The organism is Zobellella sp. DQSA1, from assembly GCF_041950555.1.
Taxonomy (GTDB): domain Bacteria; phylum Pseudomonadota; class Gammaproteobacteria; order Enterobacterales; family Aeromonadaceae; genus Oceanimonas.
This window is the reverse complement of record NZ_CP169531.1, coordinates 2,262,318-2,288,793: the sequence shown is the minus strand read 5'-3', so window position 1 is coordinate 2,288,793 and position 26,476 is coordinate 2,262,318. Positions and strand designations below refer to the sequence as shown.

The 26,476-nt window shown below is 59.1% G+C and carries 23 protein-coding genes, 1 tRNA gene and 1 riboswitch; of the genes, 15 read left to right on the top strand and 9 right to left on the bottom strand.

The annotated features are described in order from the left end of the window. Window positions 1-136: 136 nt before the first annotated feature. A complete protein-coding gene (locus ACEVBK_RS11185) occupies window positions 137-475 on the top strand; it encodes a Grx4 family monothiol glutaredoxin (protein WP_375055030.1) in 339 nt (112 codons plus the stop codon). Between the two features lie 107 nt (window positions 476-582). On the opposite strand, the gene ACEVBK_RS11180 is transcribed toward ACEVBK_RS11185, so the two are convergent. The 4 genes from ACEVBK_RS11180 to ACEVBK_RS11165 form a co-directional block, all read right to left on the bottom strand. Further along, entirely contained in the window at window positions 583-2,283 is a 1,701-nt protein-coding gene (locus ACEVBK_RS11180; RefSeq protein ID WP_375055029.1) for a histidine kinase, read from the bottom strand. A gap of 67 nt (window positions 2,284-2,350) precedes the next feature. Beyond that, window positions 2,351-2,680 (bottom strand): sulfurtransferase TusE, encoded by a 330-nt coding sequence (gene tusE / locus ACEVBK_RS11175; RefSeq protein WP_375055028.1) that lies wholly within the window; start codon window positions 2,678-2,680, stop codon window positions 2,351-2,353. A gap of 35 nt (window positions 2,681-2,715) precedes the next feature. Then, window positions 2,716-4,854: a YccS family putative transporter gene (yccS, locus tag ACEVBK_RS11170; RefSeq protein WP_375055027.1), complete on the bottom strand. Its 2,139-nt coding sequence runs from the start codon at window positions 4,852-4,854 to the stop codon at window positions 2,716-2,718. 123 nt (window positions 4,855-4,977) lie between these two features. After that, on the bottom strand, window positions 4,978-5,637 hold the full coding sequence (locus ACEVBK_RS11165; RefSeq protein ID WP_375055026.1) for a Bax inhibitor-1/YccA family protein: 660 nt from the start codon (window positions 5,635-5,637) through the stop codon (window positions 4,978-4,980). A gap of 218 nt (window positions 5,638-5,855) precedes the next feature. On the opposite strand from ACEVBK_RS11165, the gene ACEVBK_RS11160 reads away from it, so the two are divergent. Together ACEVBK_RS11160 and ACEVBK_RS11155 are read left to right on the top strand one after the other, a co-directional pair. Next, a tRNA-Ser gene (locus tag ACEVBK_RS11160) sits at window positions 5,856-5,946 on the top strand. A gap of 65 nt (window positions 5,947-6,011) precedes the next feature. After that, window positions 6,012-6,674 (top strand): TIGR01621 family pseudouridine synthase, encoded by a 663-nt coding sequence (locus tag ACEVBK_RS11155; protein ID WP_375055025.1) that lies wholly within the window; start codon window positions 6,012-6,014, stop codon window positions 6,672-6,674. Window positions 6,675-6,805: 131 nt separating this feature from the next. Here ACEVBK_RS11155 and cra read toward each other — a convergent pair whose 3' ends face one another. Then, window positions 6,806-7,783 (bottom strand): catabolite repressor/activator, encoded by a 978-nt coding sequence (cra, locus tag ACEVBK_RS11150; protein ID WP_375055024.1) that lies wholly within the window; start codon window positions 7,781-7,783, stop codon window positions 6,806-6,808. 173 nt (window positions 7,784-7,956) lie between these two features. Between cra and fruB the strand changes: the two genes are divergently transcribed. From fruB to ACEVBK_RS11135, 3 genes are read left to right on the top strand one after another with little or no spacing between them, the layout of a single operon-like run. Further along, complete coding sequence (gene fruB, locus ACEVBK_RS11145; protein WP_375055023.1) at window positions 7,957-11,121, top strand: fused PTS fructose transporter subunit IIA/HPr protein; 3,165 nt, start codon at window positions 7,957-7,959, stop codon at window positions 11,119-11,121. Beyond that, window positions 11,118-12,062 carry a 1-phosphofructokinase gene (gene pfkB / locus ACEVBK_RS11140; protein ID WP_375055022.1) on the top strand — a complete coding sequence of 315 codons (945 nt, stop codon included), beginning with the start codon at window positions 11,118-11,120 and terminating at the stop codon, window positions 12,060-12,062. The genes fruB and pfkB overlap by 4 nt, the downstream gene beginning before the upstream one ends. Further along, complete coding sequence (locus ACEVBK_RS11135; RefSeq protein WP_375055021.1) at window positions 12,063-13,805, top strand: PTS fructose-like transporter subunit IIB; 1,743 nt, start codon at window positions 12,063-12,065, stop codon at window positions 13,803-13,805. A 134-nt stretch (window positions 13,806-13,939) separates the two neighbouring features. Here ACEVBK_RS11135 and ribA read toward each other — a convergent pair whose 3' ends face one another. After that, window positions 13,940-14,533: a GTP cyclohydrolase II gene (ribA, locus tag ACEVBK_RS11130; protein WP_375055020.1), complete on the bottom strand. Its 594-nt coding sequence runs from the start codon at window positions 14,531-14,533 to the stop codon at window positions 13,940-13,942. Window positions 14,534-14,726: 193 nt separating this feature from the next. On the opposite strand from ribA, the gene cmk reads away from it, so the two are divergent. The 7 genes from cmk (at window position 14,727) to ACEVBK_RS11095 (ending at window position 20,273) form a co-directional block, all read left to right on the top strand. After that, complete coding sequence (cmk, locus tag ACEVBK_RS11125; protein ID WP_375055019.1) at window positions 14,727-15,407, top strand: (d)CMP kinase; 681 nt, start codon at window positions 14,727-14,729, stop codon at window positions 15,405-15,407. A gap of 108 nt (window positions 15,408-15,515) precedes the next feature. After that, on the top strand, window positions 15,516-17,186 hold the full coding sequence (gene rpsA, locus ACEVBK_RS11120) for a 30S ribosomal protein S1 (RefSeq protein WP_375055018.1): 1,671 nt from the start codon (window positions 15,516-15,518) through the stop codon (window positions 17,184-17,186). 67 nt (window positions 17,187-17,253) lie between these two features. Next, window positions 17,254-17,535 (top strand): integration host factor subunit beta, encoded by a 282-nt coding sequence (ihfB, locus tag ACEVBK_RS11115; RefSeq protein ID WP_202083617.1) that lies wholly within the window; start codon window positions 17,254-17,256, stop codon window positions 17,533-17,535. A 107-nt stretch (window positions 17,536-17,642) separates the two neighbouring features. Beyond that, window positions 17,643-17,930: a LapA family protein gene (locus ACEVBK_RS11110; protein WP_375055017.1), complete on the top strand. Its 288-nt coding sequence runs from the start codon at window positions 17,643-17,645 to the stop codon at window positions 17,928-17,930. A gap of 8 nt (window positions 17,931-17,938) precedes the next feature. After that, window positions 17,939-19,108: a lipopolysaccharide assembly protein LapB gene (gene lapB / locus ACEVBK_RS11105; protein WP_375055016.1), complete on the top strand. Its 1,170-nt coding sequence runs from the start codon at window positions 17,939-17,941 to the stop codon at window positions 19,106-19,108. Between the two features lie 136 nt (window positions 19,109-19,244). Further along, on the top strand, window positions 19,245-19,964 hold the full coding sequence (gene pyrF / locus ACEVBK_RS11100) for an orotidine-5'-phosphate decarboxylase (protein WP_375055015.1): 720 nt from the start codon (window positions 19,245-19,247) through the stop codon (window positions 19,962-19,964). A gap of 87 nt (window positions 19,965-20,051) precedes the next feature. Then, entirely contained in the window at window positions 20,052-20,273 is a 222-nt protein-coding gene (locus ACEVBK_RS11095) for a putative quorum-sensing-regulated virulence factor (RefSeq protein WP_375055013.1), read from the top strand. Between the two features lie 329 nt (window positions 20,274-20,602). On the opposite strand, the gene ACEVBK_RS11090 is transcribed toward ACEVBK_RS11095, so the two are convergent. Beyond that, window positions 20,603-21,010 (bottom strand): H-NS family nucleoid-associated regulatory protein, encoded by a 408-nt coding sequence (locus ACEVBK_RS11090; protein ID WP_375055012.1) that lies wholly within the window; start codon window positions 21,008-21,010, stop codon window positions 20,603-20,605. Window positions 21,011-21,401: 391 nt separating this feature from the next. Continuing rightward, a riboswitch (Lysine riboswitch) is annotated at window positions 21,402-21,575 on the top strand. A 73-nt stretch (window positions 21,576-21,648) separates the two neighbouring features. Here ACEVBK_RS11090 and ACEVBK_RS11085 point away from each other — a divergent pair. Beyond that, complete coding sequence (locus ACEVBK_RS11085; protein ID WP_375055011.1) at window positions 21,649-23,202, top strand: Na+/H+ antiporter NhaC family protein; 1,554 nt, start codon at window positions 21,649-21,651, stop codon at window positions 23,200-23,202. A 5-nt stretch (window positions 23,203-23,207) separates the two neighbouring features. Further along, window positions 23,208-23,789, top strand: coding sequence for a thymidine kinase (locus tag ACEVBK_RS11080; protein WP_375055010.1), 582 nt, complete (start codon window positions 23,208-23,210; stop codon window positions 23,787-23,789). Between the two features lie 8 nt (window positions 23,790-23,797). On the opposite strand, the gene ACEVBK_RS11075 is transcribed toward ACEVBK_RS11080, so the two are convergent. Beyond that, window positions 23,798-25,021 carry an EAL and HDOD domain-containing protein gene (locus ACEVBK_RS11075; protein ID WP_375055009.1) on the bottom strand — a complete coding sequence of 408 codons (1,224 nt, stop codon included), beginning with the start codon at window positions 25,019-25,021 and terminating at the stop codon, window positions 23,798-23,800. Between the two features lie 119 nt (window positions 25,022-25,140). Continuing rightward, window positions 25,141-26,448, bottom strand: coding sequence for an outer membrane protein transport protein (locus ACEVBK_RS11070; RefSeq protein WP_375055008.1), 1,308 nt, complete (start codon window positions 26,446-26,448; stop codon window positions 25,141-25,143). Window positions 26,449-26,476: the final 28 nt, after the last annotated feature.

The following is a 26,476-nucleotide window of genomic DNA, read 5'->3' as shown; positions in this document are numbered from 1 at the left end:
TGTAAGGGGATAATGGCCCTGCGTGTGCGATGGACGCTTATTGCCTTGCCGATACCTATTTATGTGCCCCCGCTCTTGTGACCGCGGAGGGATAAAGTAGAATAGACTTTTTTAACAACATGCGTCCGAGGTGGTCATGGACACCATTGAAAAAATCAAAACCCAGATCAGCGAAAACCCGATCCTGTTGTACATGAAGGGTTCACCCAAGTTTCCCAGCTGCGGCTTTTCCGCCCAGGCGTCCCAGGCGCTGATGAATTGCGGCGAGCCGTTCGCCTATGTGGACATACTGCAAAATCCCGACATCCGCGCCGAGCTGCCCAAGTACGCCAATTGGCCGACCTTTCCCCAGTTGTGGGTGGAAGGGGAACTGATCGGTGGTTGCGACATTATCATCGAGATGTTCCAGCAGGGCGAACTGCAGACTCTGATCAAGGACACCGCCGCCAAGCATCCCAAGCCCGAGCAGGCGTAAACCCGCCTGACGCCAGGTAGAGGCGTGAGGGGTAAAGGTAAGATATGCTGAGTGCCGGCTGGAATATCCAGCCGGCACTTGCTTTATCGGCTGGGTAGCCTCACACCTCAGGGCCTGAAACACACCTCCAGCCGGGTACCGCCCCCTTCACCGGAACCGATGCGCAGGGTGCCGCCCAGGCTGGCGGTCCTGTCCTGCATGATCTTGAGCCCGTAGTGCTGTCCCTGCTCCATGCCGGCGTCGATGCCGGTGCCGTTGTCCGCCACCGACAGGTGAATCGCCTCGTCCTGCTGCCAGACCCGGACCGCCACCTGGCTGGCGTGGGCGTGCTTGAACACGTTGTGCAGGGCCTCGCGGGTGATCTGTACCAGATGGATGGTCTGGTTGGGGCTCAGCCGGTGGGGTGACAGCCGATATTCGAAATCGATGGCAAAGCCCATGCGGCGGCTGAACTCGGCCAGGGTATCGCTCAGGGCGGCGTAGAGCCCGGGTTTGTCCAGTTTGAGGCGGAAGGTGGTGAGCAGCTCCCGCAACTGACGGTAGGCGTTGTTCAGCCCCTCGCGCATCTCGTCCAGCCCCGAAGCCACTTCGGGACTGGGATTGGGCAGCTGCAGTTGCACATAGCTGACCTGTAGCTTGAGGTAGGTAAGGGCCTGGGCCAGGGAATCGTGCAGCTCGCGGGCGATGGTCGCCCGTTCTTCCATCAGTTGCAGCTGCTGGTGCTGGTGCTGGCGGCGGTCCAGGGCCAGGGCGGTGGTGATCTGGTCGAAAATACTGGCCAGCAGCTGTTGCTGTTCCTCCGCCAGCTCTTGCCCTGGTGGACAGCAGGCGAGCACCTGGCCGTAATGGCCGCTGCTGTCCTGCAGGGGCCAACGGTAGTTGGGGACGGCACGGGGCTCTGCACCGTCCGAGCTGGTGGTGACTTCGTCGAAGGCGCTGTCGTCGTCACCTTCATACAGATGAATGCAGATCTGGCGCAGGGGGGTGAGTTGCTCCAGCCGGTTCAACAGCCCGGGCAGGCGCTGATACAGGGGTTCCACGCCCTGCAGCTCCCGCTGGGTATCGTAGAGGGTGGTCAGGGTCTGGTTGGAGCGTACCAGGGCCCGGGTTTGCTGCTCCACCTTCTCTTCCAATTGGCCGTAGAGCTCGGACAGCTGCTGGTTCATGGTGTCCACGGTGGCGGCCAGCACCGCCATTTCATCGTCGCCGGCAATACCACTGCGGCAGGCGAAATCGCCCTGGCCGACGGCCCGTGCCACCAGCAGCAGCCGGCGCAGCGGGGTAAGCAGTCGTTGCTGCAGGTAGACCACTGCCGCCACCAGAATCAGCAACATGGCCAGCATCACCATGAACTGCAGCCAGCTCTGGCGCTGCAGACTGGCCTCGGTATTCTGCTCGACCTGGACCACCAGGGTATCGATGGCATCGACGAAGGCGGCCACCTGGGAACTCACCGGCTCGCGCTCCGGGGTTTGCAGCAGGCTGGTCTTGAGCTGCTGCCATTGCTGCTGCAGCTGTCGGTGTTCCTGGCTGAGGCCGTCGCTATCCAGCACCCGCACCAGCACCGGATCCCGCAGATCCCGCTCCAGCATCTGCAGGTCACCGTCGTCCTGCAAGGGAACCCGGCTGAGCAGCCGGTAACTTTGCATCCGCAATGAGCCGGCCTTGTTGATCACATAGGCTCGCCCCTCGCTCTTGTCGGACAGCCAGGCCGAGGCCGCCAGGCTGATCAGGGCCAGCAGCACCAGGGTCAGCATCAGCAGGGTGATGCGGGTCAATAAGGAACGAGAGAAGGGGATCGATGACATGGCGTCCTGTCCTTGGTAGCAATAACCGTCCCGGCGGCCCCTCCGGCCGCCGGAAGAGCCGAGGGATTCAGATGCATTTCACGGGCTTGGGCAGCCCGGCCAGCTTGGTGGCCTGCTTGGCCGGCCCCTTGGGGAACAACCGGTACAGGTAACGGCTGTTGCCTTTTTCTTCGCCCAGCTCCTTGGCCATGGCTTTCACCAGGGCACGGATCGCGGGGGAGGTATTGTATTTGAGATAAAATGCCCGGACAAACCGGATCACCTCCCAGTGTTCGGGGGTGAGGCTGATGCCTTCCTGTTCCGCCAGCAGGACCACCATGGCCGGCTGCCAGTCCTGATGGTCCTTAAGATAACCCTGGGCGTCGGTTGCAATGAGCCGCCCTTCAAATTCGAACATAGTGACTCCTCTGTAGCGCCGCCATCTTACCCAAGTCAGCCGGCCGCTGCATCTTCTGCCGGTGCCTGCTGTTGAAAGCCTCGGGCCAACTGGTAGAGATCGTTGACCAGCAGGGTGATATGGCTGAGCAGCTGGTGAGTCAGGATCACCCATTCGTCGTCGCTGTCCGTGCTGGTTGTCGTCAAGGGTGAATAGGCCGGCAGCTCTTCGCCGCTGCGCAATGCCTTGGCCGAGGCTTGCAGCCTGGCCACCAGCTGCTGCACCGGGGTGTCGGTCAACACCTCCGAATGGATGCGGTGTGCGCCCAGGGTCGACAGGTAGGACAACAGGGCATGGTTGCGGTAGGCGATGTCGAAGCAGAGGTTCAGCCAGTGCTTGGGCACCGGCTCGACCCGGATATTCTGCCAGGCCAGAGCCAGTTGGTTATCGGCCAGGTGGGCCTGCTTGCGTGGCAGCCGATAGTCCAGTTCGTCGTCTCGCCCCCGTTCGAACTGGCGGGCAATGGCCGCCAGGTAATTGGCATTGGCCTCCATGGCATCGGCCATCAGCCGGGGCAGATGGCGTCGTTGCCAGTCGGGCCAGATAAACCATACCGCGATGAAGGCCATGGCGCAGCCGGCCAGGGTGTCGAACAGGCGCGGCAGAAATATCGGCTCCTGGCCGCTGCCCAGCAGGTTGAAGGCCAGCAGTACGAACAGGGTAACGAAACCCACCGCCCAGCTGTAGTAGATCTTCACCTGGGTGAAAAAGACAAAGTTGCACAACAGCAGCACGATAATCTGGGCTCCGACCGAAGGAAACAGATACAGCAACGGAACCCCCGCCAGCAGGCCGCCCAGGGTACCCAGGGTACGCTGCACCAGGCGTTTTCGGGTGGCGCTGAAGCTGGGCTGGCACACGAAGAGGATGGTCAGCAGTATCCAGTAGCCCCGTTCCAGTTCGAGGCTGGCTATCAGGGTATAGCCGAGGGCGAAACACAGGCCCAGGCGTACGCCATGGCGAAAGAGGATGGAATTGGGGTGCAGCAGCGCCTTGAGCTTGGGCCAGAACGGCTGCCGGGGCGGGCGGGCCAGTTCGACCTGGTTTGCCTCGGGCGGCGTCTGTCGCCGGGTCAGGTCCTGGGCCCGCAGCAGGGCCTGGTGCAGGTGCTCCATATTGCGGCTGAGGAACTTCATCGGGCTCAGCAGGGAACGCGGGTAATGGCGTTTGAGGTGGCTGTAGTCGAGCTGATCCTGCAGCGCGCTCAGCTCCCAGGCGATACGTTTGCTATGCTGGTAGGCATTGTGGGTCAGGATGGCATAGCCCAGCCGGTAGCAGGCTTCGCCCAGCTCCACCAGCAGGGTCTGGTAACCGGCCAGTACATTGACCTGGTTGAGATCCTGGTTCAATTGCCGGTAGGAATAGTGGCTGGAGGCGGCCCGTTCATGCATGTCCTGCACCAACAGATAAAGTGCGAGCAGGCGGCCCAGCTCCGCGTCCTGTTTGTCATGGCCCTGGATGCGGCGGTTAAGCATCTGTTTGGTGCTTTCCAGTGCGTTCACCAGCTGGATATTGAGCTGGGCCAGTCCATGGCGCAGGTGCTGGTGCTGCTCCTCGGGGCTGTCGAAGAAGCGCGATTTCTCCAGCAGGTAGCGGGACAGGGCGAAGTAGCACTGGGCCAGTTGTTCATGCACTTGCTTGTAGGGCCAGGCCAGCAGCACCAGCCAGGACAGCAGGCCGTACCAGGCCGCGCCCAGGGTCAGCAACAGCGGCTGGTACCAGAAATAGGGGCTGTCCGCGTGCCCCTGCATGGCATAGATGGACACCAGCAGGGTACCGAAGCCGAGGCTGCCGGCGGTGGGCCCCCAGGCTCCCAGCAGCACCAGGGTAAAGGTGGTGAAAACCAGCAGGGGGCCGAACAGCCAGGGCGAGTCGATAAGCCAACTGACGCCGGTGATGGCGGAGAAGAAGCACAGCAGGCTCAGCAGCAAGTGACGCAATCGCCCTTTTGGGCCCTGATCCACCTCGCTCAGGGCGCCGGCCATGGCGCCCAGCGCCAGGGTGACGGCGGCGGGCACCTGTTCCAGCCACCAGCCGGGCAGCAGCAGGCTGGACATGGCCAGCAATACCTTGAGGGCAAAGAAGAAATGGCTGTCGGTGAAGACGCGCCTGAGCCAGATAATTCCGGGCGACATGATCCCTGTTAGCAGTTGGCTGGTCAGATGACGATAATACCCAAGTCGGTGCCGATGCACAGCCGTCGGGAGCAATAAAAAAAGCCCCGTCCGGGGCTTTTTTGAAAAAAGGAGGGGGGGAGATTAATCCCGGCTCAGGCCCAGCAGCTGCAGCAGGCTGAGGAAGATATTGAAAATTGACACATACAGGGTCACGGTGGCGGAGATGTAGTTCTGCTCGCCGCCGTGGATGATGGCGCTGGTCTGCATCAGGATGGCGCCGGACGAGAACAGGATGAAGAGGGCACTCAGGGCCAGGCTCAGGGCCGGCAGGGCCAGGAACAGGTTGGCCACGAAGCCGACCAGTATCACCACAAAACCGGCCATCATCATGCCGCCGAGGAAGGACATGTCCTTCTTGGTGGTCAGCACATAGGCGGACAGGGACAGGAAGGTCAGGGCGGTGCCGCCCAGCGCCAGCATCACGGTCTCGGTACCGGAGGAGGTGCTCAGGTAGTAGTTGAGGATGGGGCCTATGGTATAGCCGGTAAAGGCGGTAAAGGCGAAGATGAACAGTAATCCCAGGCTGCTGTTCTTGTTGCGCTCGGTCAGGAACATCAGGCCGTAGAAGCCGACCAGGGTGATGATCAGACCCGGACGGGGCAGGGCGAGCATGGCGCTCACTCCGGCAGACAGGGCGGCGACCACCAGGGTCATGCCCAGCAGCATGTAGGTATTACGCAGGACCTTGTTGGTCTCCAGCGCGCCCGTTTGGGTACGGGACAGGGTATTGTTGTATCGCATTGTTCAGACTCCTTTAGTGTCTAAAACAGGGATGGAACTACCGAATAATGAAGTGCATTGTGGACATAATATGACCCGGTTGTCGAGCTTTCCGTGCCCGAATTCAAGGACTTGTCCCGCAAAGGTGAACCTTTTTGTCCATTAAATATCCATTCGCACCGGGGCCGGTATTTATCAGTTTACAAGAGGATAGGGCCTGAGTACTATTGTCGCCCGTCGGAGGGGTGGCAGAGTGGTTGAATGCACCGGTCTTGAAAACCGGCGTGGGTTAATAGCCCACCGTGGGTTCAAATCCCACCTCCTCCGCCAGATCTGAAAAGCCCGCTGCGTAACCCGCAGCGGGCTTTTTGCATTGTCCCGCCCGGAGTCAGCCCATGGACATACTGTTACGCCACGACCATTTTTACGTGATCAACAAGCCCGCCGGTATCGGCATGCACCAGGAAGGGGACAGCCCAGGTCTGGTACGTCGACTGAGCGAGGAGCTGGGCGAGCCGCTCTACCCGGTGCACCGGCTCGACAAGATGACCACCGGCGCCCTGCTGCTGGCCCGTAATCCGGATGCCAACCGGGAGCTCAGCCGTCAGTTCGCCGAGCGCAGTACCCGCAAGCTGTATCTGGCCCTCTCGGATCGCAAACCCACCAAGAAACAGGGTCTGATCAGGGGCGACATGGAAAAGGCTCGGGGCGGCAGCTGGAAACTGTGTCGCACTCAGCTCAACCCGGCCGTCACCCGTTTCTACAGCGGCCTGCTCGATAACGGACTGCGGGCTTTCCTGTTACAGCCCCATACCGGCAAGACCCACCAGTTGCGGGTCGCGTTGAGGAGCCTGGGCAGCCCCATACTGGGTGATGAGCGCTACGGCGGCAGCCCGGCGGACCGGGGCTATCTGCATGCCTGGCAGCTGGAGTTCGGCTATGGCGGCGAGGCGCTGCTGGTCAGGGCCCCGTTGGCGCAGGGGACCTTGTTCCTCGAACATGCCGAGGCGCTGGAATGCTGGGCATGCGGGCTGCCGAGGACCAGCGAGGCCGGTTAGGCCCGCCTGTTGACGCCTTTTGGCGCCACCTAAACGGGCGTTTACAGGAGAGCACCGAGTTCAGGCGCAGGCAGGCCGGTGCGAAGCGGTCGACAGGGGAAGCCCTGTGCGTTATCGGCAACGGCTCCTGCTCAGCGCTTATGCAGTATCCGCGGTACCGGGTAATGACCGCTGCGGTAGTTGCCCCGTACCGCGTCCAGCGTCAGGTTCAGTACCTGCTGGGTCACGATATGGTGATCCTGGGCGATGGTGTTGATCGGGCTCGACAGAAAATCGAGCAGCCGGTGATCGCCGAAGGTACCGAGCCGCAGGTGGGGCGGTAACTGGGCTTCGTGCTGGTAGAAATAATCCAGCACTCCTTCCAGCAACACGAAGGCGGTGGTGACGATGGCCTGGGGTCGTTGCCAGTCCACCTGCTCCAGCTCGTTCAGCAAACGAAACGCGGTTTGGCGTTCGAACCGTTCGCCATAGAGCACCTGGTAGGGGACCCCGGTTTTCTCCAGGGCCTTCACGAAACCCTGTTCCCGCTCCAGGCTGATGCCCAGGTCCGGGGCTGCGGCAATCAGCCAGGCCTGCTCCAGTTCGGGACCGGCCAGGGTCTGGGTCAGGCGGAAGGAAGAAGCCTTGTTCTCGCTGCTCACATAGATCAGGGGGGCAGGCAGGGAGCGGTCCACCCCGATAACTGGCAGCTCCTGATTGATCTTCAGGTAAAATTCATCATCCAGCGGCAGGCAGGACGCCACTATCAGGGCATCCACCCGCCGCCCTTTCAGCATCAGGGCCAGATCCTTTTCGGTGTCCGCTTCGTCATCGGAGCAGGTTACCAGCAACTGGAACCCGGCCTTGCGGGCGTGCCATTCCAGCAGTTTGGCCATGCGGGCGTAGCTGGGGTTATCCAGGTCCGGCACTATCAGGCCGAAGGTATGGGACAGGGCCCCGCGCAGGGCGGCGGCCTGGCGGTCCGGCTGGTAGTTGTGGGCCTTCACCACCGCCATGACCTTATCCTGGGTGGCCTGGCTTATCCGGTGCTGCTCTGCCTTGCCGTTAATCACGTAGCTGGCAGTGGTGCGCGATACGCCGGCCAGGCGAGCGACTTCGTCAAGTTTCATTGTTCGTTAAATCCATCAAAATGTGCACCAGATCATATCATTGCAATCTGCTGGTGCAGATAGCTTGCCTGAATTGCTGAAACGATTCAGTATGAATTCAGTTACAAAATAACCCAAGTTCTTTCCATCTTGTTCTAGGGTGTAAATATCCTTGTAAATCAGCAGGTGATGTCATGCTTTCACTGTCTACACAAGACGTAAAAATCGGTGCCGCCTTGGCCGACAAGACTTCCGTGATCAATGCGCTGGCCCAGTGGCTGGAGCAGGACGGCAATGTGGCCGCCGGATACGAGGCCGGCATGCTGGCACGCGAAGCCCAAACCGCCACCTACCTGGGGCAGGGCATCGCCATTCCCCACGGTACCCAGGATACCCGCCATCTGGTGAAAAAAACCGGTATCAAGGCCATTCATCTACCCGCAGGCGTGGAATGGGGCGACGGTGAAAAAGCCTACCTGGTGCTGGGCATCGCCGCCGGCTCCGACGAACACCTGGGGCTGCTCAAGCAACTGGCGCGGGCCTTGTCCCAGGACGACCTGGCCGAGCGGGTCAAGGCCGCCAGCGAGCCGCAGGATATTCTGCAGTTATTGCAGGGCGATAGCGAGCCCGAATTGACCCTGGGCGTGGAAAGTATTGCCGTCAAGGCCAAGGCCAGCTCCCTGGGCCAGTTGGCCGAACAGGCCGCGGTGCTGATGCAGGCCAGTGCCACCGAGCAGGCCAACCTGATCAAGGGCGATGCCAGCCATCTGGGACAGGGCTGGTGGCTGAGCCAGACTCCGACCAGCGGCCCTTCACGGGCGGCGCTGGTGACCGTGGACGTCTTCGAGCACCGGCAGCAGCCGGTTTCGGCCCTGCTGGCGCTGGCGGTGAAGGGCGCGGCCCACAAGACCCTGCTGACCCAACTGGCCGACTGGCTGGCCGCCGGCAAAGGCAATGAACTGGCCGGCCAGGCTTCCGCCGAGGCCCTGCTGGCCGCCCTGAATCAGGGGCCGGCCGCCGTGGCCGTCGGCGAGGTGACGGTGGAAGTGCGCAACCCCCATGGCTTGCACGCCCGCCCCGGTGCCATGCTGGTACAGGCCGCCAAGCAGTTCCAGGCCGATATCAAGGTGCGTAACCTGAACGGCGACGGCAAGGCCGTGTCCGCCAAAAGCCTGATGAAGATCATGACCCTGGGCGTTAAACTCGGCCATACCCTGGCCTTTACCGCCGACGGCGAAGATGCCGACGCCGCCCTCAAGGGCATGGTGGACGCGGTGCGTGCCGGCCTGGGTGAGGAAGTGGTGCCGGCGCCGGTCGAGATCGAGACACCGGCCCTGGCCGCCAACGAGCGGCTGGTGGTGGTGCGCAACCCCCACGGCCTGCATGCCCGCCCCGGCGCCATGCTGGTGCAGACCGCCAAAAAATTCGAGGCCGATATCCAGGTGCGTAACCTGGACGGCGATGGCCACAGCGTGTCCGCCAAGAGCCTGATGAAGGTCATCAGCCTGGGCGTCAAGGCCGGGCACCAGCTGGTATTCAAGGCCGAGGGCGTCGACGCCGAGGCCGCCCTGAACGGCCTGATCGATGCGGTGAACAGCGGACTGGGTGAGGATATCGCCCCGCTCGCCGCCGCCCCGGTGGCCGAGGTCGAGCAGCCCGAGATCCATCAGGTGCACGATATTGCCCCCAACACCGAAGTACAGGGCGTGGCCGCTTCACCGGGTACCGCCATCGGTCCGGTGTTCGTGGAAGCCCCCATCCAGTTCGAGTATCCGGAAAAGGCCGCCGACGCCGCCGCCGAACAAGGCAAGCTGAGTGCCGCCATCAAGCAGGCCCACAGCGACCTGGCCGACAGCGTGGCCAAGGCGACCCAGCCCCAGGCCAGGGAAATCATGGCCATGCACCAGGAACTGCTGGACGATCCTTCCCTGGCGGAGGGCGCCGCCGAGCGTATTCAGAAGGGGCAGTCCGCCGCCGCCGGCTGGTGGAGCGAAATCGACTCCGCCGCCACCCTGCAGGCCGCCAGCCCCGATGCCCTGCTCGCCGAGCGGGCCGCCGACATCCGCGACATCGGTCGCCGGGTGATGGCCATTCTGTGCAACACCAGCCTGCCGCAAAAGCCGGATACCCCCTATGTCTGGGTGGCGGAAGACATCGGCCCCTCCGACGTGGTCAACATGGATCCAGCCAAGGTGTTGGGTATGGTCACCGCCGGCGGCGGAGCCTCTTCCCACAGCGCCATCCTGGCCCGTTCGCTGGGCATCCCGGCCCTGGTGGCCATGGGCGGCGCCGTCATGACCCTGAAGCAGGGTACCGAAGTGATACTGAACGGTGAGGCCGGCACCCTCTGGGTGGCTCCCGAGGCCGAGCAGCTGGAGCAGGCCAAGGCCCGTCAGCAGCAAGAGAAGGAACTGGCGGAAAAAGCCTGGGCCAGCCGTAACGAGCATGCGACCACCCTTGATCAGCACCGGATGGAAATCTGTGCCAACCTGGGTGAAACCGCCAAGGCGATGGACGCGGTGGAAGCCGGCGCCGAGGGGGTGGGCCTGTTGCGTACCGAGTTCGTGTTCATGGCTCAGAGCAGTGCTCCCGGCCTGGACGCCCAGATTGCCGAGTACAAGAAAGCCATCGACGCCCTCGACGGACGTCCCCTGGTGGCCCGGACCCTGGACGTGGGCGGTGACAAGCCGCTGCCTTACTGGCCGGTGCCGAAAGAGGAAAACCCCTTCCTCGGGGTGCGTGGCATCCGCCTGTGCATGCAGAAGCCCGAACTGCTGGAAACCCAGCTGCGAGCCCTGCTGATCGCCGCCGGTGACAAACCCATCCGCATCATGTTTCCCATGGTGGCTGATTGGTCCGAATGGCGCTGGGCCAAGGACATGTTCGACAGGGTCCAGGCCGAGGTGCGGGCCACCGATGTACAGGTGGGCATCATGGTGGAGGTGCCTTCCGCCGCCCTCAACGCCCATGTGTTTGCCGAAGAGGCCGATTTCTTCAGCATCGGCACCAACGACCTGACCCAGTACACCCTGGCGGTGGACCGTGGCAACGGCGAGCTGGCCAGCCTGTCCGACGGCCTCAACCCGGCGGTGCTGCGCCTGATCAAGATGACCGTCGACGCCGCCCATGCCAAGGGCAAGTGGGTCGGGGTGTGCGGCGAGCTGGGCTCGGATCCCAAGGCGCTGCCGTTGCTGGTGGGCCTGGGGGTGGACGAACTTTCAGTCAGCCTTAAGCGGGTACCTATGGTCAAGGCCCAGGTCCGTGACTGGAGCCTGAGTGCCTGTCAACAACTGGCCGAACAGGCACTGCTGGCCTCCGATGCCAATGCGGTGCGTGCCCTGGTAGGAGAAGCCAAATGAGCATACTGACCCTGACCCTGAATCCGGCCCTGGACCTGACGGTATCCCTGGATTCCCTTAAGCCCGGCGCGGTGAATCTCGCCAAGTCCGGCCACCTGGGTGCCGCCGGCAAGGGCATCAACGTGGCACGGGTGCTGGCCGATCTGGGCCATACCCCCCGAGCCTGCGGTTTTCTCGGCCTGAATAACGACTCTTCGTTCCGGGCCCTGTTCAGCCAGCATGGCATCGAGGATGACTTCGTGCGCCTGGCAGGCGATACCCGGGTCAACGTCAAGGTCAGTGAGGGGGACGGCCGGGTGACCGACATCAACCTGCCCGGCCTCAAGGTGACCGACGTGGACTGGAACCGGCTGCTGGCGCGGCTTGAGTCCCTGGCCAACAACTTCGATACCCTGGTGGTGGCGGGCAGCCTGCCGCCCGGGGTACACCCCCAGCAGCTCGAAGGCATGATCGAAATGTGGCGCGAGCGGGGCAAGGCGGTGTTGCTGGATGCCAGCGGCGAGGCGCTGAAGGCCGGCATCAGGGGCCTGCCGGCGCTGATCAAGCCCAATATCGACGAGCTGGCCGGCCTGGTCGGCCGGCCCATACGGGATGATGTGGACCTGGCCACCTGTGCCCGCGAATTGCAGGGCCAGGGCATTGAGCATGTAGTGGTGTCGGCCGGGGCCGATGGTGTGCACTGGTTCAGTCCCAACGGCTACTGGCGGGCCCAGGTGCCTCAGGTCAAGGTGGTCAGCACCGTCGGGGCAGGGGACAGCCTGGTGGCCGGTCTGTGCGCCGGCTTTGTGGAAGGACTGGATGAAGCAGAGACCCTGCGCCGGGCCGTGGCACTGTCGCTGATGGCGGTGACCCAGATCGGGGTAGGCATTCGTAATCAAAAGGAAGTCAGTGATTATCAAAACGCTATCCTGATCACTCAGGTCGAGGCCAAGGAGATATAAATGAAGACATTGATCGTTACCGCCTGCCCCAGCGGCATGGCGAGTAGTTACATGGCCGCGCGCCTGCTACGGCAGGCGGCGGAAGAACTGGGTTGGCAGGCCACGGTGGAGTGCCACAGCCAGCTCGAACCGGTGATCCCCTTTACCCAGGCCCAACTGGACGAAGCCGAGCTGGTGGTGGTGGCCGCCGGCACCGAACTGGACTTGTCCCGCTTTGCCGGCAAGCCGCTGTACAAGAGTGATATCCAGCAGGCCCTCAACAATCCCAAGGCCTGGCTGCAGCAGGCCGCCGGCCAGGCGGTCAAGCAACAGGGTAGCGCGCCGGCCGCCGCTGCCGGCATCAGGCTGGTAGCCATTACCGCCTGCCCGACCGGGGTAGCCCATACCTTTATGTCCGCCGAGGCTTTGAACGAGACTGCCAAGGCCATGGGCCACCAGATCAAGGTGGAAACCCAGGGCTCGGTAGGCGCCCAGAACGCCCTCACCGCCGAGGACATCGCCGCCGCCGATTGCGTCATCGTGGCCGCCGACATCGAAGTCAACCTGAGCCGGTTCGACGGCAAGCGGGTCTATCGCACCAGCACCGGTCAGGCACTGAAAAAGCCGAAAATCACCATCGAGACCGCCCTGGCCGAAGCCAAGATGTACCAGCATCAGGGGCAGCACAGCGCCGCCCAGGACGGCCAGGACGACAAGAAACAGGCCGGGCCTTATCAGCACCTGCTGACCGGGGTGTCCTTTATGTTGCCCATGGTGGTGGCAGGGGGCCTGATCATCGCGCTGTCGTTTGTGTTCGGCATCGAGGCCTTCAAAGAGGAAGGCACCCTGGCCGCCGCCCTGATGCAAATCGGCGGTGCCTCGGCCTTCGCCCTGATGATTCCGGTGCTGTCCGGCTATATCGCCTATTCCATCGCCGATCGCCCCGGTATCGCCCCCGGCATGATCGGCGGCATGCTGGCCAGCTCCCTGGGAGCCGGCTTTATCGGCGGTATCATCAGCGGCTTCCTGGCCGGTTACGCGGCGCGTTACCTGGCGCGGAACATCCCCATGCCGAAAAGCCTGGAGTCACTCAAACCGATCCTGATCATCCCGCTGTTTGCCAGCCTCTTTACCGGCCTGGTGATGATTTACATCGTGGGTGGCCCCGTGGCCGCGATCATGGATACCATGACCGACTTCCTCAACAACATGGGGTCGGCCAACGCCGTGCTGCTCGGCATCATTATCGGTGCCATGATGTGCTTCGACATGGGCGGTCCGGTGAACAAGGCGGCCTACGCCTTCTCGGTCGGCCTGCTGGCGTCCGAGACTTATGGTCCCATGGCGGCGGCCATGGCGGCGGGCATGGTACCGGCACTCGGCATGGGTATCGCCACCTTCCTGGCCCGGCGCAAGTTCAATGCCAACGAGCAGGAAGCGGGCAAGGCCTCCTTCGTGCTGGGACTGTGCTTTATCTCCGAAGGGGCCATTCCCTTCGCCGCCCGGGATCCGCTGCGGGTGATCCCGAGCTGCATGATCGGCGGTGCCCTGGCCGGTGCGCTGTCCATGCTGTTCGGTGCCAAGTTGCTGGCGCCTCATGGCGGTATCTTCGTGCTGTTCATCCCCAATGCCATTCAGCAACTGTTGTGGTACGTGCTGGCCATCGCCGTCGGCTCCATCGTCACCGGCGTACTCTACTCGGTATTGAAGCGCAGCGACGCGGAAATGCTGGCTGCTGGTCAGCAGGCCGCCGCCAAGGCGTAAGCACGGCGCGTCGTGGATAATAAAACCCCGGGCAGGTCCCGGGGTTTTTTGTCTATCGGTGAAGCGCGAGGGGAAGGGCTGTCATCTTCTGGGGTGCGGATCCGGTTGAGCCGGGGGTAGGCGCCTCACGGGATTTATTCCTTCAGCATATGACCGAGCTTGCCGGCCTTGGTGTCCAGATAATGCTCGTTGAAGGGGTTGCGACCTTCCTGCAGCGGTACCCGCTCCACCACCTCGATGCCGAAATTCTCCATCGCCTTGACCTTGCGCGGGTTGTTGGTCATCAGCCTGAGCTGTTTGACCCCCAGGCTGTGCAGCATATCGGCACAGATAGTGTAGTCGCGCATGTCGGCGGAAAAACCGAGTTCGACGTTGGCTTCCACCGTGTCCTTGCCCTGATCCTGCAGGTGGTAGGCGTGGATCTTGTTGAGCAGGCCGATGCCGCGCCCTTCCTGGCGCACATACAGCAGTACCCCGCGGCCTTCCTTGGCGATCTTCTCCAGGGCAGCCTGCAATTGAAAGCCACAGTCGCAGCGCAGGCTGAACAGGGCATCGCCGGTCAGGCATTCGGAATGAATGCGGCCCAGTACCGGCAGGCCATCGTCGACATGGCCCATCACCAGGGCTGCATGATCCTTGCCCGTGCCTTTTTCTTCAAACCCGACCAGGGTAAAGGTGCCCCAGGGTGTCGGCAGTTTTGAGTTTGCCATCCGGGTAACACTGCTCATGGCGTTCCTCTTCGATTATCAAGCAACAAAAAATAGCGGCCATTGTAAAGCGGATGGGCGTACAGGTATAGGCGCAATATCGGGTCATTGGGTGTTAATTAATTGTAAACTATGCCTTTGTTCGCCAACTCGGGTATAATGCCGGCCGCGCGGCACCCGAGGTGCCCAGACCCATGATTTTCTGGAGGATGCAATGTCTGAACTAGCTCCCGTCATCACCGTCGATGGCCCGGGCGGAGCCGGCAAAGGAACGCTTTGTCAGTTGCTGGCCGAAAAACTGGAATGGCATTTGCTGGACTCCGGCGCTATCTATCGCGTGCTGGCCCTGGCGGCACTGCATCACAATGTGGCGCTGGACGATGAGGCCGGGTTGATGCCGCTGGCAGCCCATTTGGATGTGCAGTTTCCGGTGGTGGACGGACAGATTAAAACCATCCTGGAGGGCGAGGACGTGTCCCGCTCCATTCGTACCGAGCAGGTCGGAGAAGTGGCCAGTAAAGTTGCCGCTTTCCCGCGGGTGCGCGAAGCCTTGCTGCGACGCCAGCGGGCCTTCAGGAGCAAGCCCGGGCTGATTGCCGACGGGCGGGACATGGGCACCGTGGTATTCCCCGACGCCCAGGTCAAGATCTTCCTCGACGCCAGTGCCGAAGAAAGGGCGCTCAGGCGGCTTAAACAGTTGCAAGATAAGGGCTTTGATGTTAGTTTTGACCGCCTTTTAAGCGAAATTCAGGCGCGTGACGAGCGGGATCGTAATCGCAGCGTGGCGCCCCTTAAAGCGGCCGATGATGCCCTTGTTATTGATTCCACGACCTTGTCCATCGCCGAGGTGCTGGACAAAGTGCTGAGTCATACTAAGGTTATGCTTGGTCGCTGATGCGATTTGGCAATGCCCGCCTTACGGAAGAGGCAGGTCAGTGATAATCACCCCACCGGTGCCGGATTGCCCTGTGGATGTTCAACTTTAAAAGTGTACTCATTAAACATGACTGAATCTTTTGCTCAACTCTTTGAAGAGTCTCTGAAAGAACTCGAAACCCGCCCGGGCTCCATCGTTAAAGGTACTGTTGTTGCCATCGAGAACGGCATCGTTCTGGTTGACGCAGGCCTGAAGTCTGAATCCGCTATCCCCGCCGAGCAGTTCAAAAATGCCCAGGGCGAGCTGGAAATCAGCGTTGGCGATACCGTTGATGTCGCGCTGGACGCAGTGGAAGACGGTTTCGGTGAGACTCTGCTTTCCCGCGAAAAAGCCAAGCGTCACGAAGCCTGGCTGCAACTGGAAAAAGCCTACGAAGATCAGGAAACCGTTGTTGGTGTTATCAACGGCAAGGTCAAAGGCGGCTTCACCGTAGAAGTGAACAGCATCCGTGCCTTCCTGCCCGGTTCTCTGGTTGACGTGCGTCCGGTACGCGACACCCTGCATCTGGAAGGCAAAGAGCTTGAGTTCAAAGTCATCAAGCTGGACCAGAAACGCAACAACGTGGTGGTTTCACGCCGTGCCGTGATCGAAACCGAGAACAGCGTTGAGCGCGAGCAACTGCTCGAAAACCTGCAGGAAGGCCAGGAAGTCAAGGGTATCGTCAAGAACCTGACCGACTACGGTGCCTTCGTCGACCTGGGTGGCGTAGACGGCCTGCTGCACATCACCGACATGGCCTGGAAGCGCGTCAAGCATCCAAGCGAAATCGTGAACGTGGGTGACGAAATCAACGTTAAAGTGCTGAAATTCGACCGTGAGCGCACCCGTGTGTCTCTGGGCCTGAAGCAGCTGGGCGAAGATCCGTGGGTCGATATCGCCAACCGTTATCCGGAAGGCACCCGTCTGTCCGGCCGCGTGACCAACCTGACCGACTACGGCTGCTTCGTTGAAATCGAAGAAGGCGTTGAAGGCCTGGTACACGTGTCCGAAATGGACTGGACCAACAAGAACATCCACCCGTCCAAAGTGGTTTCTGTTGGCGACAGCGTAGACGTGATGGTGCTGGATATCGACGAAGAACGTCGCCGTATCTCCCTGGGTCTGAAACAGTGCAAGTCCAACCCCTGGCAGCTGTTTGCAGAAACCCACAACAAGGGCGACCGTGTTTCCGGCAAGATCAAGTCCATCACCGACTTCGGCATCTTTATCGGCCTGGATGGCGGTATCGACGGCCTGGTGCACTTGTCCGACATTTCCTGGAATGCCAATGGTGACGACGCCGTTCGCGAGTTCAAGAAAGGCGACGAAATCGAAGCCGTGGTACTGCAGGTCGATCCGGAGCGTGAGCGTATCAGCCTGGGCGTGAAGCAAATCGACGAAGATCCTTTCAATAAGTATCTGTCTGACAACAAGAAAGGTGCTATCGTTAAGGGTACCATCACCGCCGTTGACGCCAAGGGTGCCGTGGTTGAGCTGGAAGAAGGCGTGGAAGGTTACATCCGCGTTGCCGACATCTCCCGCGACCGCATCGAAGACGCTTCCACCGTACTGAACGTGGGTGAAGAAGTCGAAGCGCGTTACATGGGTGTTGATCGGAAGAACCGCACCGTCAGCCTGTCTATCCGCGCGAAAGACGAAGCTGAAGAGAAAGCCGTTATGGATAACCTGAACCAGCAGCAAGAAGAAGTTGGTTTGAGTGCCATGGCCGAAGCTTTCAAGGCGGCAAAAGGCGAATAAGCCTGTCCGAATTCAAAAGGGGGCCTTCGCGCCCCCTTTTTGTTTGGTGATCAGGAGAATACACATCATGACCAAATCCGATTTGATTGAGCGCCTGGCCGAACAATATGGCCATCTTTCCGCTAAGGACGTTGAAAACGCCATCAAGGAAATTCTCGAGCAGATGGCGTCTACCCTGCAGACCGGAGATCGTATTGAAATCCGTGGTTTTGGCAGTTTCTCACTGCATTATCGTGCTCCGCGACAGGGGCGCAATCCCAAAACCGGTGAGAAAGTGGAATTAACCGGTAAATATGTACCGCACTTCAAACCAGGAAAAGAGTTGCGTGAACGGGTGAACCCGGCCTGAGCGCAGACTAGTCGCCTGATATCACTTTTCCCGATGACCCGGCTGGCGGCGACGGTGCTTTTACGGGATAATGCCAACACTCAAAATCAGGAAGTTGAGAGGGTAAGGTGAAAATTATTTTTGGCCTGGTGTTCCTGGCAATTCTGTTCGCGGTCGGTTTGACCCTGGGTTCGCAAAATGACCAGCTGGTGCATGTAAATTACCTGTTGGCACAGGGTGACTACCGCCTTTCCACATTGCTGGCCGTGGTGTTTGTTTCCGGCTTTGTTATCGGCTGGCTGGTATTCGGCCTGGTCATGTTACGTCTGAAAATGAACAACAGTGGCCTGCGCAAAAAGGTTGAGCGTCAACATAAGGAATTGGAAGAGCTCAGGGCCTTGCCTCTTAAGGATTGACAAGCCCGATGCTGGAATTGCTGTTTTTACTGCTTCCGGTGGCAGCTGCCTATGGCTGGTATATGGGGCGTAGGGGAGTCCGGCAGGATGTTCAGAAACAATCTAATCATTTCTCCCGGCAATACGTTGCCGGGCTGAATTTTCTGTTATCGGATGAACCTGACAAGGCGGTCGATCTCTTTATCCAATTGCTGCAGGTCGACAGCGAAACCATTGAAACCCATCTGGCGCTCGGCAATCTGTTCCGTTCCCGGGGCGAAGTCGACCGGGCCATCCGTATCCATCAGAATCTGATTGCTCGTCCCAACCTGTTATTGGAACAGCGCCACTTGGCCATGCTGGAGCTGGCCCGGGACTTTCTGGCGGCCGGTCTGCTGGATCGGGCCGAGCATATTCTGGAAGAATTAAAAGACGATCCGGATTATGAAGAAGAGGCGCTGGGCCAATTGATGCAAATCTACCAGCAATTGCGCGATTGGGAAAAGGCGATTGTGGTTGCCGAGCGTCTGAAGAAACGGCAGGGCAGCAAAGCGATGACGCCGGTGGGGCATTTTTATTGTGAGCTGGCCGAGCAAAACCGACGCCAGCAAGATAGCAAGGCCGCGGTCCACCATTTCAAGAAAGCGCTGAAAGCCGATCCCGGCTGTGTTCGGGCGAATATGCGTTTGGCGGACATCTATATGTCACAGGCCGAGTGGAGCCAGGCGGTCGCCTGCCTTAGGCAGGTGACCGAGCAGGACCCGGACTTTATCAGTGAGGTGCTGGACGATCTGCAGCATTGTTATCTTGAACTGGGTAAAGAGCCGGACTTTGTCCGCCTGCTGGAACAGTGGGTTGCTAAAGACAGTGGTGCCAGCACGGTGCTGATGCTGGCCGACAAGGTCGGCCAGCGGCAAGGAGTACTCAGTGCCGAACAGCTGGTATTGTCGCAATTACAACGTCATCCGACCATGAAGGGTTTTTATCGGCTGATGTCCTACCATGCGGCCAATGCCGAGCAGGGCAGGGCGAGGGAGAGCCTGGAGATGCTCAAGTCGCTGGTAGCCGAGCAGATCAAAATCAAGCCCAGCCATCGCTGCAGCCAATGCGGTTTTTCCTCTCATACTCTATTCTGGCAGTGTCCCTCCTGCAAGCAGTGGGGCAGCATAAAACCGGTGCGTGGCCTCGATGGCGAATAAATGGTAAAGCGTGAATTGTGAGGGGGAGGTAAAGGGGGAGGAGTGAAGGGGAAGGTGCCAGCTCCCATTCCTTTCAGGCTTTACACCTCAAACCTCACACCTCACACCTCATGATCAGTTATAAAAAAGGTAACCCATGCAAGATTCAAATAGTCACGACCCCAAGATCCTCATAGCACTCGACTTTGCCGATCAACAACAGGCCCGTGAGTTGGTAGCCAAACTGGATCCCGCCGACTGCCGGCTGAAGGTCGGCAAGGAAATGTTCACCCTGTTTGGCCCGGAATTTGTTCGTTCATTGGTGAATGCCGGATTCGATGTATTCCTCGATCTGAAGTTTCATGACATTCCCAATACCGTGGCCAAGGCGGTGGCGGCGGCGGCCGAACTCGGGGTGTGGATGGTCAATGTGCATGCCAGTGGCGGCCCACGTATGATGGAGGCGGCGAAGGAAGCCCTCAAGCCTTACGGCGACAAGGCGCCCTTGTTGATTGCCGTCACGGTACTGACCAGCATGACCGGGGATGAATTGCACCAGGCGGGGGTACTGCGCTCTCCCGCGGAGCAGGTACTGGCCTTGGCCCGCCTGAGCCGCGATGCCGGCCTGGACGGTGTGGTCTGCTCGGCGCAGGAAGCCAGTTTGCTGAAAGCCGAACTGGGGCCGGATTTCAAGCTGGTAACGCCGGGCATCCGTCCGTCCGGCAGCGATGCCGGGGATCAGCGTCGGATCATGACGCCGGAGCAGGCCATCACCGCCGGCAGTGATTATCTGGTGATTGGGCGACCCATTACCCAGGCCGCCGACCCGGCCGCCGTATTGACACAAATAAACCTCAGTCTGGCAGCCTTGTCTTAACGTCGTTGCCCTCAACAAGGGGCGGGCTGTTATATCCGGCAGGGTTGTTCGGCTCTGGATTTCCTACAGTGTTTACGGAGTTTAGCGATGGCAATTCAGGCAGCCGAGCTGCTTAGCATTATCAGCAAGCCCATGCCGTTCGGAAAGTATAAAGGGCTGCCGCTGCTTCGGCTACCCATGGCCTATCTGTGCTGGCTTGAACGCAAAACATGGCCGGCCGGCCAACTCGGTGCCGAACTCGCCCTGGTGTATGAGCTTAAGTTAAACGGTGTGGATAAAGGACTTTACTCATTATTGGAGCGGGGTTAGCGGGCATTCGCCCGATAGGGTGATATTCCGGCCACTAGGATGACATCGCCGGAATGATGCGTTGATGAGGCAGTGCATTGGGTGCCCCTGCTCACAAGGGCTGTGATACCAGGGGTAACTCTCTTTTAGCCGGAGACGTTGCGAGAGCTAACTGGCGCTGCACCCCCGGCATGCCGCGGAGCCTGATAACCCGCAGTTTCTGGAGCAATCCAGCCCTGGGAAACCACCGCGCCATCCTTGGCGCAGAGAATCTGTTTAGCGGTACCGTTGGCTTGATTGATCGACTATTCGGAACAGCTATTCAGACCTGGTTTTTATCGGTGAATACTTTACTTTATCAGGAAATCTTCCAGCTTTTTCTCGCCGCTGTCCAAGGCTTTCTGAATCGCGGCAGGCTTACGGCCCTGGCCGGTCCAGGTTTTGTATTCACCGCTTTCGTCCTGGTATTCATATTTGGCCGGACGCTTGCTGCGAGGACCAGAGGCTTTTTTGCTGGGCTCGGCCAGTTCGACGAGTTCGCTGATATCGATACCGTCGGCTGCCATCATGCTTACATATTCTTTCAGTTTGCGCTCGCGCTCTTCGGCTGCAGCGCGCTCAGCAGCTTTGCTTTCGCGCTGCTCTTCAATAACTGAAGTTAATTTGGCCAGTCCTTCTTCCATCTGTTCCAGTGTCAGCTCACGAGTTGCGGCACGCAGGCTGCGAATATTGAGCAGTGTTTTCAAAAATTCAGTCATTGGATCCACCTATGGTGTTCTATTGGTTTTGTAATAAATTAAATTTACAACTTCATTTTAAATGAAGCAAGTTAATTAATACAAAGTGCAGGAGGAGATAGCTTATCAGACATTAGTCCGTCGTATATTGACGGATAAAGCATTGCATTTTGCAAAAGCAGTCGCTAATTAACATTTTTAATGCCCTGTTATCTCAAGCGGCAATACTATTCGACGGCTGTTGTCGCCATCGGTAATTCCGTCTTTCACTACAGGCTGTGAACCAGACAGCATTTTTTCATCACATCGTTAGTGAAAGGCATGTTATGCGGAGTAGATAGCTCAAAGAATGAGCTTTCATTTTGGTTAAATATATTGATTTTTGTCTTTTTGGCAGTAAAATCCACCAACTTACCTGCGTAGAGGTGCGTGTCTTATCAGTAAACCGGGTCAGGGTGATGCCGTTTATCCTGGTTGAAAGGAAGATGCGCCGAAGCCATGCTGTTCATCAGACAGCTTGGCTGGGATTGGTACCGAAAGGGCCGATACTGTCATGAAATTTGTTTCATGATGCGCTACTGCTGGGAAAGAGAGGACGACATTGATATCGGTTTCCTGCTCCTGGTGGTTATGTTGGCAACTCAGATTCAGGTGTCGTCATGGAATCACATCCTTTTGTTCAGACCTTTTGGTCCCTGCTACCGCCGCTATTGGCGATTATATTGGCCATTTTTACCCGACGGGTCTTGTTATCCCTGGGGTTTGGTATTGTCCTGGGTGCCTTGCTATTACAGCAGTTCAATCCTTTTGCGGTACTGACTCATTTGGGTACAAGTGTGATGGCGTTATTTTGGTCAGATAATGCCGTGAACGAATGGAATGTGAATATACTGCTGTTTTTACTGCTGCTGGGGTGCATGATCAGCATGCTCAGCCGCACCGGTGCCACTCTGGCCTTCGCCGAGTGGGCACAGGCGCGTATCAAAACGCGCCGCCAGGCTAAAGTCATGACCGGCCTGCTGGTATTTATCTTCTTTATTGACGATTATTTCCATAGCCTTTCTGTGGGCACGATTTGCCGGCCGGTGACCGACCGCTTCCGCATTTCCCGCGCCAAACTCGCCTATCTGCTGGACTCAACCGCGGCGCCGGTTTGTGTATTGATGCCGGTTTCTTCCTGGGGAGCTTATATTATAGCGCTGGTCGGTGGCATCCTGGCCAGTTATGGCCTGACCGGACAGAGCGCGCTGGGTGCCTTTCTGACGATGGGGGCCATGAACTTTTATGCGCTCTTTACTCTGGTCATGGTGCTGTTAGTGATCCGGGGGGGATGGGATCTGGGGGCCATGGCGCATCATGAGCGGCAAGCACTGAACGGTATCTTGTTCGATAAAGCCAAAGGCACACCACCGGGGGTGGCCGATACCGCCACCAGTGTTGGCCGCGTCGCGGACTTGTTGGGTGCGATTGGTGCACTGACCTTGGTGACGGTGACGGCTTTGCTGGTGACCGGCGCGCAGGCATTGGCCGAGAATAACACGGCGTTTTCGGTGTTGTCTGCCCTTGAAAACACCAATGTCGGGCGCTCCCTGGTCCTGGGCGGCGTGGCCGGGGTACTGGTGTGCGTGCTGGCCATGCTCAGACACAGGGCCTCGTCAGCCGAATGGGGGCATGCGCTGAGAGTAGGGGCTAAGGGGATGTTGCCGGCGATTTATATTCTGCTGTTTGCCTGGACCATTGCCGGCCTGATCGGTGAGCTGGGAACCGGCAAGTACCTTGCCTCCCTGGTGCAGCAGAGCATGCCGCTGTTTGTACTGCCGGCCATCCTGTTCCTGTTGGCCGGGGTGATGGCTTTCGCCACCGGGACCAGTTGGGGGACCTTCGGAGTGATGCTGCCCATTGCCGCCGATATGACCATGGCCATTGATGCGCAACTGCTGTTGCCGGGGATGTCGGCGGTCATGGCGGGAGCCGTATTCGGGGATCATTGTTCACCCATTTCGGACACCACTATTCTGTCTTCCACCGGGGCTTCCTGCCATCATATCGATCATGTCATCACTCAGCTGCCCTATGCGCTTTCCATTGCCATGGTCAGTGTGATCGGCTACCTGGCATTGGGCTACAGCGCCTCCCTGCTGATGGGCTTTGCGGCGGCATCGGCAGGCTTCCTGCTGATGCTGGCGTTCTGGGCCTGGAAACAAAGGGGATAATCGCCATGGCCTCTCTGCACTACAAATATGCCGCCATGAATTCGGGCAAGTCGACCCAACTGATACAGGCACATTTTAATTACCTGGAAAGAGGGCTCAGCCCCTATGCCATGACACCCCGGCTGGATACCCGCGCCGGCGCCGGTGTCATCCGGGCCCGGGTAGGCCTGAGCCTGCCGGTTGATACCTTTAGCCGTGACTGCGATTTGTTTCGGCTGATGAAGCAGCGTTGCGGGGAGCATCCCATCGATGTTTTTATCCTGGATGAAGCCCAATTCCTGACGCGGGCCCAGGTTTATCAGCTGGCTCGCATCGTGGACGAGCTGGGCATCCCGGTGATGGCCTACGGATTGAAAACCGACTTCCGGGGGGAATTGTTCGAAGGGGCCCATTACCTGTTTTGCCTTGCCGACAAGCTGGAAGAGTTGAAGACTATCTGCTGGTGTGGCAACAAGGCGCATATGAACGCCCGGCTGGACGCAGGAGGCCGGGTGGTGCGCGAAGGCTGTCAGATAGAGATTGGCGGCAATGAGCGCTATGTTGCCCTGTGTCGCCGCCATTATATGCAGGGCAAGACCAGGGGATAAGAGGGGACTCAGTTCAACCGGTGATGATTGCCGAGCCGGTTGCTCCATTGTACCGCCTGTTCGTAGCTCTGGCTGCTGGCTGTTTCGCTGAGTCCAATAAAAGCGAGGCGTTGCTGCAACTGCGGCCAGTTTGCCTGCTCATGATCATGCACCAGCCCCATGAAAAAACCCAGTTGGCCTTTGCCTTCGAGTAGTGCCTGGGACACGTTTTCCGCAACCGACAAGTGCGGTAATATTTCGGCCATGGGGCGCTCGAGTAGTACATCCAGCAACGAGAACAGCCCACAGATAAAGGCGTCATCTTTAAGGCTGGGACTGACTTGTTCGGCCAGCAACTCGCACCATTTGGCGCGGATAATGGACAACCGGTAAAGCTCGATATTTTTGCTCTTGCTCACATAGGCGGTCATGACCAGGGCGGTAAAGCGCTTAAGCTGCTGGTGACCCAGATAAACGATGGCACTACGCAGGTTTTCGATATTTTGGTGATATCCCATATGCAGGTTATTGACATAACGGAGCAGGTTATAGGAGAGCGAGAGATCGCGGCTGAATAGCTCGGTCAGCCTGTTATAGTCGATATCGTTGTCACTGACCGCCGCCAGCAGCTCAAAGGCAGTGAGCTCGTCGGTGGTGAGAATACGCCGGCGGATGACCTGGGGTTGCTGAAAGTAATAGCCCTGGAAAAATTCAAAACCCGCGAGCTCTGCGGCGGCAAATTCTTCGCGGGTTTCCACTTTTTCGGCAATAAAACGCAGTTGGGGGTAGCGGCGGCATGCCTGGATAAAGCGTGCGCAGTCGGCCAGGGAAGTCTGGCGCAAGTCCAGCTTGATAAAATCCATAAAGGGCAGGAAGGCGTCCCAGGCACTGCCTGGCGAGTGGTCGTCGAGAGCCAGTTTCAGACCCAGCGTCTTCAGTCGTTTGACACATTCCAGCAAGGCTGGATCCGGTGTGGCGTCTTCCAGTATTTCAATCACCAGCCGGTGCTGATGAAAGGCATCGGCCATGCCTTCACGCAGCAGGGCATCGGGGAAGTTGACAAAGCACAGGGCTTCGCCGACCAGATCTTCGATTTTCTGGCTTAAAAACTGTTCAGCCATTAAACGGCGGGTAGCCAGTTCTGCTTCGATATCGGGAAAGCGATTATCGAGACCAAGACGGAATAACAGCTCATATCCGAAGGGATTACCCTGTTTGTCGAGTATGGCTTGTCTGGCTACAAAGCAGTTCATGGGGACCCGTCGTGTCAAAAACAGGCTGAGGAATATACAGGATAATCACTGGGTTGACAAAGCAGGCGCCAATAAAAAAGCGCCCCGGGGCGCTTTCAGACTGGTTGTCGGATATGGGCTTAAAACCTGTAGTTCATCTGTACCCCAAAGAGGTAGGCATTACCCCCTGAGCGGAATTCATAGGGCGCGGGAAGCAGCTCGCTCTTTTCCCTCACGTCCACTTTTTTGCCATGAAGAAAGGCGAAGGCCGCGTCAACGCTCAGATTCTGATTGTAGGCATAGGTAGCACCCAGGGTATACCAGGTACGGTCCACGTCCGGGATGGATATAGAGCGATACTCTTCCGGGACCGGTGACTTGTCGTAGGCAAGACCGCCACGAAGGGTCCACTGCTCGTTCAGGTAGTGGGTGGCACCGGCGCTGACCCGCCAGCTGTTTTTAAAATTCTCGTCCTTATGGAGCAGTTGGTTGCCCTGTTGGTCCACGGCTTTCAGCTCCTTGAAACTGCTCCATTCTGTCCACATGATGCCATAATGGAATGCCCAGTCATTGGAGACCCTGTTGTAGCCGGACAGCTCGGCGATAGCTGGTAATGTAAGATCCAGGCTGCCGGCCCGGGCCTGACCGCCCAGGCCACCGCCAAGGGGGGAAATACCATTGGAGTAATCGCCCTTTAGCGTCAGATCGATTTCGGAGCGGTAGGTCAGTGCCCAGCGATTGTGCTCATCGGCTTCCAGCAACAATCCTGCGTTCCAGCCATAACCCCAGTCATCTCCGGCCAGTCGAGCGGTTTCGGTACCGGCGCCCTCGGGAAACAGGACCGAGCCCATGGGGCCGAGTCCGGCGGGAATCACTCCCGAATGCCTGACAAGCTCAGCATCGGCGTAGACGGCATTTAAGCCCGCTCCCAATGAAAGGCGATTATTGACCCGGAAGGCGATATTAGGGTTCAGGTTGAGAGTTTTGAGCGAGGTTTTGCCTGCGACTTCACCGGCAAAGTGATCATTCGGATAATTGGTTGCCAGGCCATAGTTGGTAAAAGCGCCAAAACCGGCCACCCATTGCTCATTGATAGGATGCACGTAGTAGAAGAAGGGCACTACTGCATCATCGGCGATATCTTTAGAGTCAGTTGGCATTCCGCTGGCTTGTCCGGCTTGCGCGTAAGCCCCTTTTCCTTCCACATCTACTTCCGGATTGATATAGACGGCACCGGTAGACAGTGCGGGGCGATCGAACAGGGTCATGGCTGCGGGGTTACGGCCCAACACGGAAGCGTTGTCGGCAACGGCACCTTCGCCGGAGTAGGCGCGGCCGAGACCTGTCGTGTTTTGCTCGGCCAACTGGAAAGCGGCGGAATGGACCTGCCCTGCCACCACAGCAATGGCAGCGGCGAGCACGGACAGTTTCAACGTCTTTTGGCTCATAGAAGACTCTCTTGTCGTTGTTATGTGA

Bases quoted from the DNA above. Each gene is read 5' to 3' on its own strand.
- ACEVBK_RS11080 (WP_375055010.1), top strand. From the start codon at position 23,208: ATGGCCTCTCTGCACTACAAATATGCCGCCATGAATTCGGGCAAGTCG.
- ACEVBK_RS11180 (WP_375055029.1), bottom strand. From the start codon at position 2,283: ATGTCATCGATCCCCTTCTCTCGTTCCTTATTGACCCGCATCACCCTG.
- ACEVBK_RS11185 (WP_375055030.1), top strand. From the start codon at position 137: ATGGACACCATTGAAAAAATCAAAACCCAGATCAGCGAAAACCCGATC.
- lapB (WP_375055016.1), top strand. From the start codon at position 17,939: ATGCTGGAATTGCTGTTTTTACTGCTTCCGGTGGCAGCTGCCTATGGC.
- pyrF (WP_375055015.1), top strand. From the start codon at position 19,245: ATGCAAGATTCAAATAGTCACGACCCCAAGATCCTCATAGCACTCGAC.
- ACEVBK_RS11085 (WP_375055011.1), top strand. From the start codon at position 21,649: ATGGAATCACATCCTTTTGTTCAGACCTTTTGGTCCCTGCTACCGCCG.
- ACEVBK_RS11070 (WP_375055008.1), bottom strand. From the start codon at position 26,448: ATGAGCCAAAAGACGTTGAAACTGTCCGTGCTCGCCGCTGCCATTGCT.
- cmk (WP_375055019.1), top strand. From the start codon at position 14,727: ATGTCTGAACTAGCTCCCGTCATCACCGTCGATGGCCCGGGCGGAGCC.
- rpsA (WP_375055018.1), top strand. From the start codon at position 15,516: ATGACTGAATCTTTTGCTCAACTCTTTGAAGAGTCTCTGAAAGAACTC.
- ACEVBK_RS11075 (WP_375055009.1), bottom strand. From the start codon at position 25,021: ATGAACTGCTTTGTAGCCAGACAAGCCATACTCGACAAACAGGGTAAT.
- ACEVBK_RS11155 (WP_375055025.1), top strand. From the start codon at position 6,012: ATGGACATACTGTTACGCCACGACCATTTTTACGTGATCAACAAGCCC.
- yccS (WP_375055027.1), bottom strand. From the start codon at position 4,854: ATGTCGCCCGGAATTATCTGGCTCAGGCGCGTCTTCACCGACAGCCAT.
- ACEVBK_RS11165 (WP_375055026.1), bottom strand. From the start codon at position 5,637: ATGCGATACAACAATACCCTGTCCCGTACCCAAACGGGCGCGCTGGAG.
- ACEVBK_RS11090 (WP_375055012.1), bottom strand. From the start codon at position 21,010: ATGACTGAATTTTTGAAAACACTGCTCAATATTCGCAGCCTGCGTGCC.
- fruB (WP_375055023.1), top strand. From the start codon at position 7,957: ATGCTTTCACTGTCTACACAAGACGTAAAAATCGGTGCCGCCTTGGCC.
- ACEVBK_RS11095 (WP_375055013.1), top strand. From the start codon at position 20,052: ATGGCAATTCAGGCAGCCGAGCTGCTTAGCATTATCAGCAAGCCCATG.
- cra (WP_375055024.1), bottom strand. From the start codon at position 7,783: ATGAAACTTGACGAAGTCGCTCGCCTGGCCGGCGTATCGCGCACCACT.
- ribA (WP_375055020.1), bottom strand. From the start codon at position 14,533: ATGAGCAGTGTTACCCGGATGGCAAACTCAAAACTGCCGACACCCTGG.
- ACEVBK_RS11135 (WP_375055021.1), top strand. From the start codon at position 12,063: ATGAAGACATTGATCGTTACCGCCTGCCCCAGCGGCATGGCGAGTAGT.
- tusE (WP_375055028.1), bottom strand. From the start codon at position 2,680: ATGTTCGAATTTGAAGGGCGGCTCATTGCAACCGACGCCCAGGGTTAT.
- ihfB (WP_202083617.1), top strand. From the start codon at position 17,254: ATGACCAAATCCGATTTGATTGAGCGCCTGGCCGAACAATATGGCCAT.
- pfkB (WP_375055022.1), top strand. From the start codon at position 11,118: ATGAGCATACTGACCCTGACCCTGAATCCGGCCCTGGACCTGACGGTA.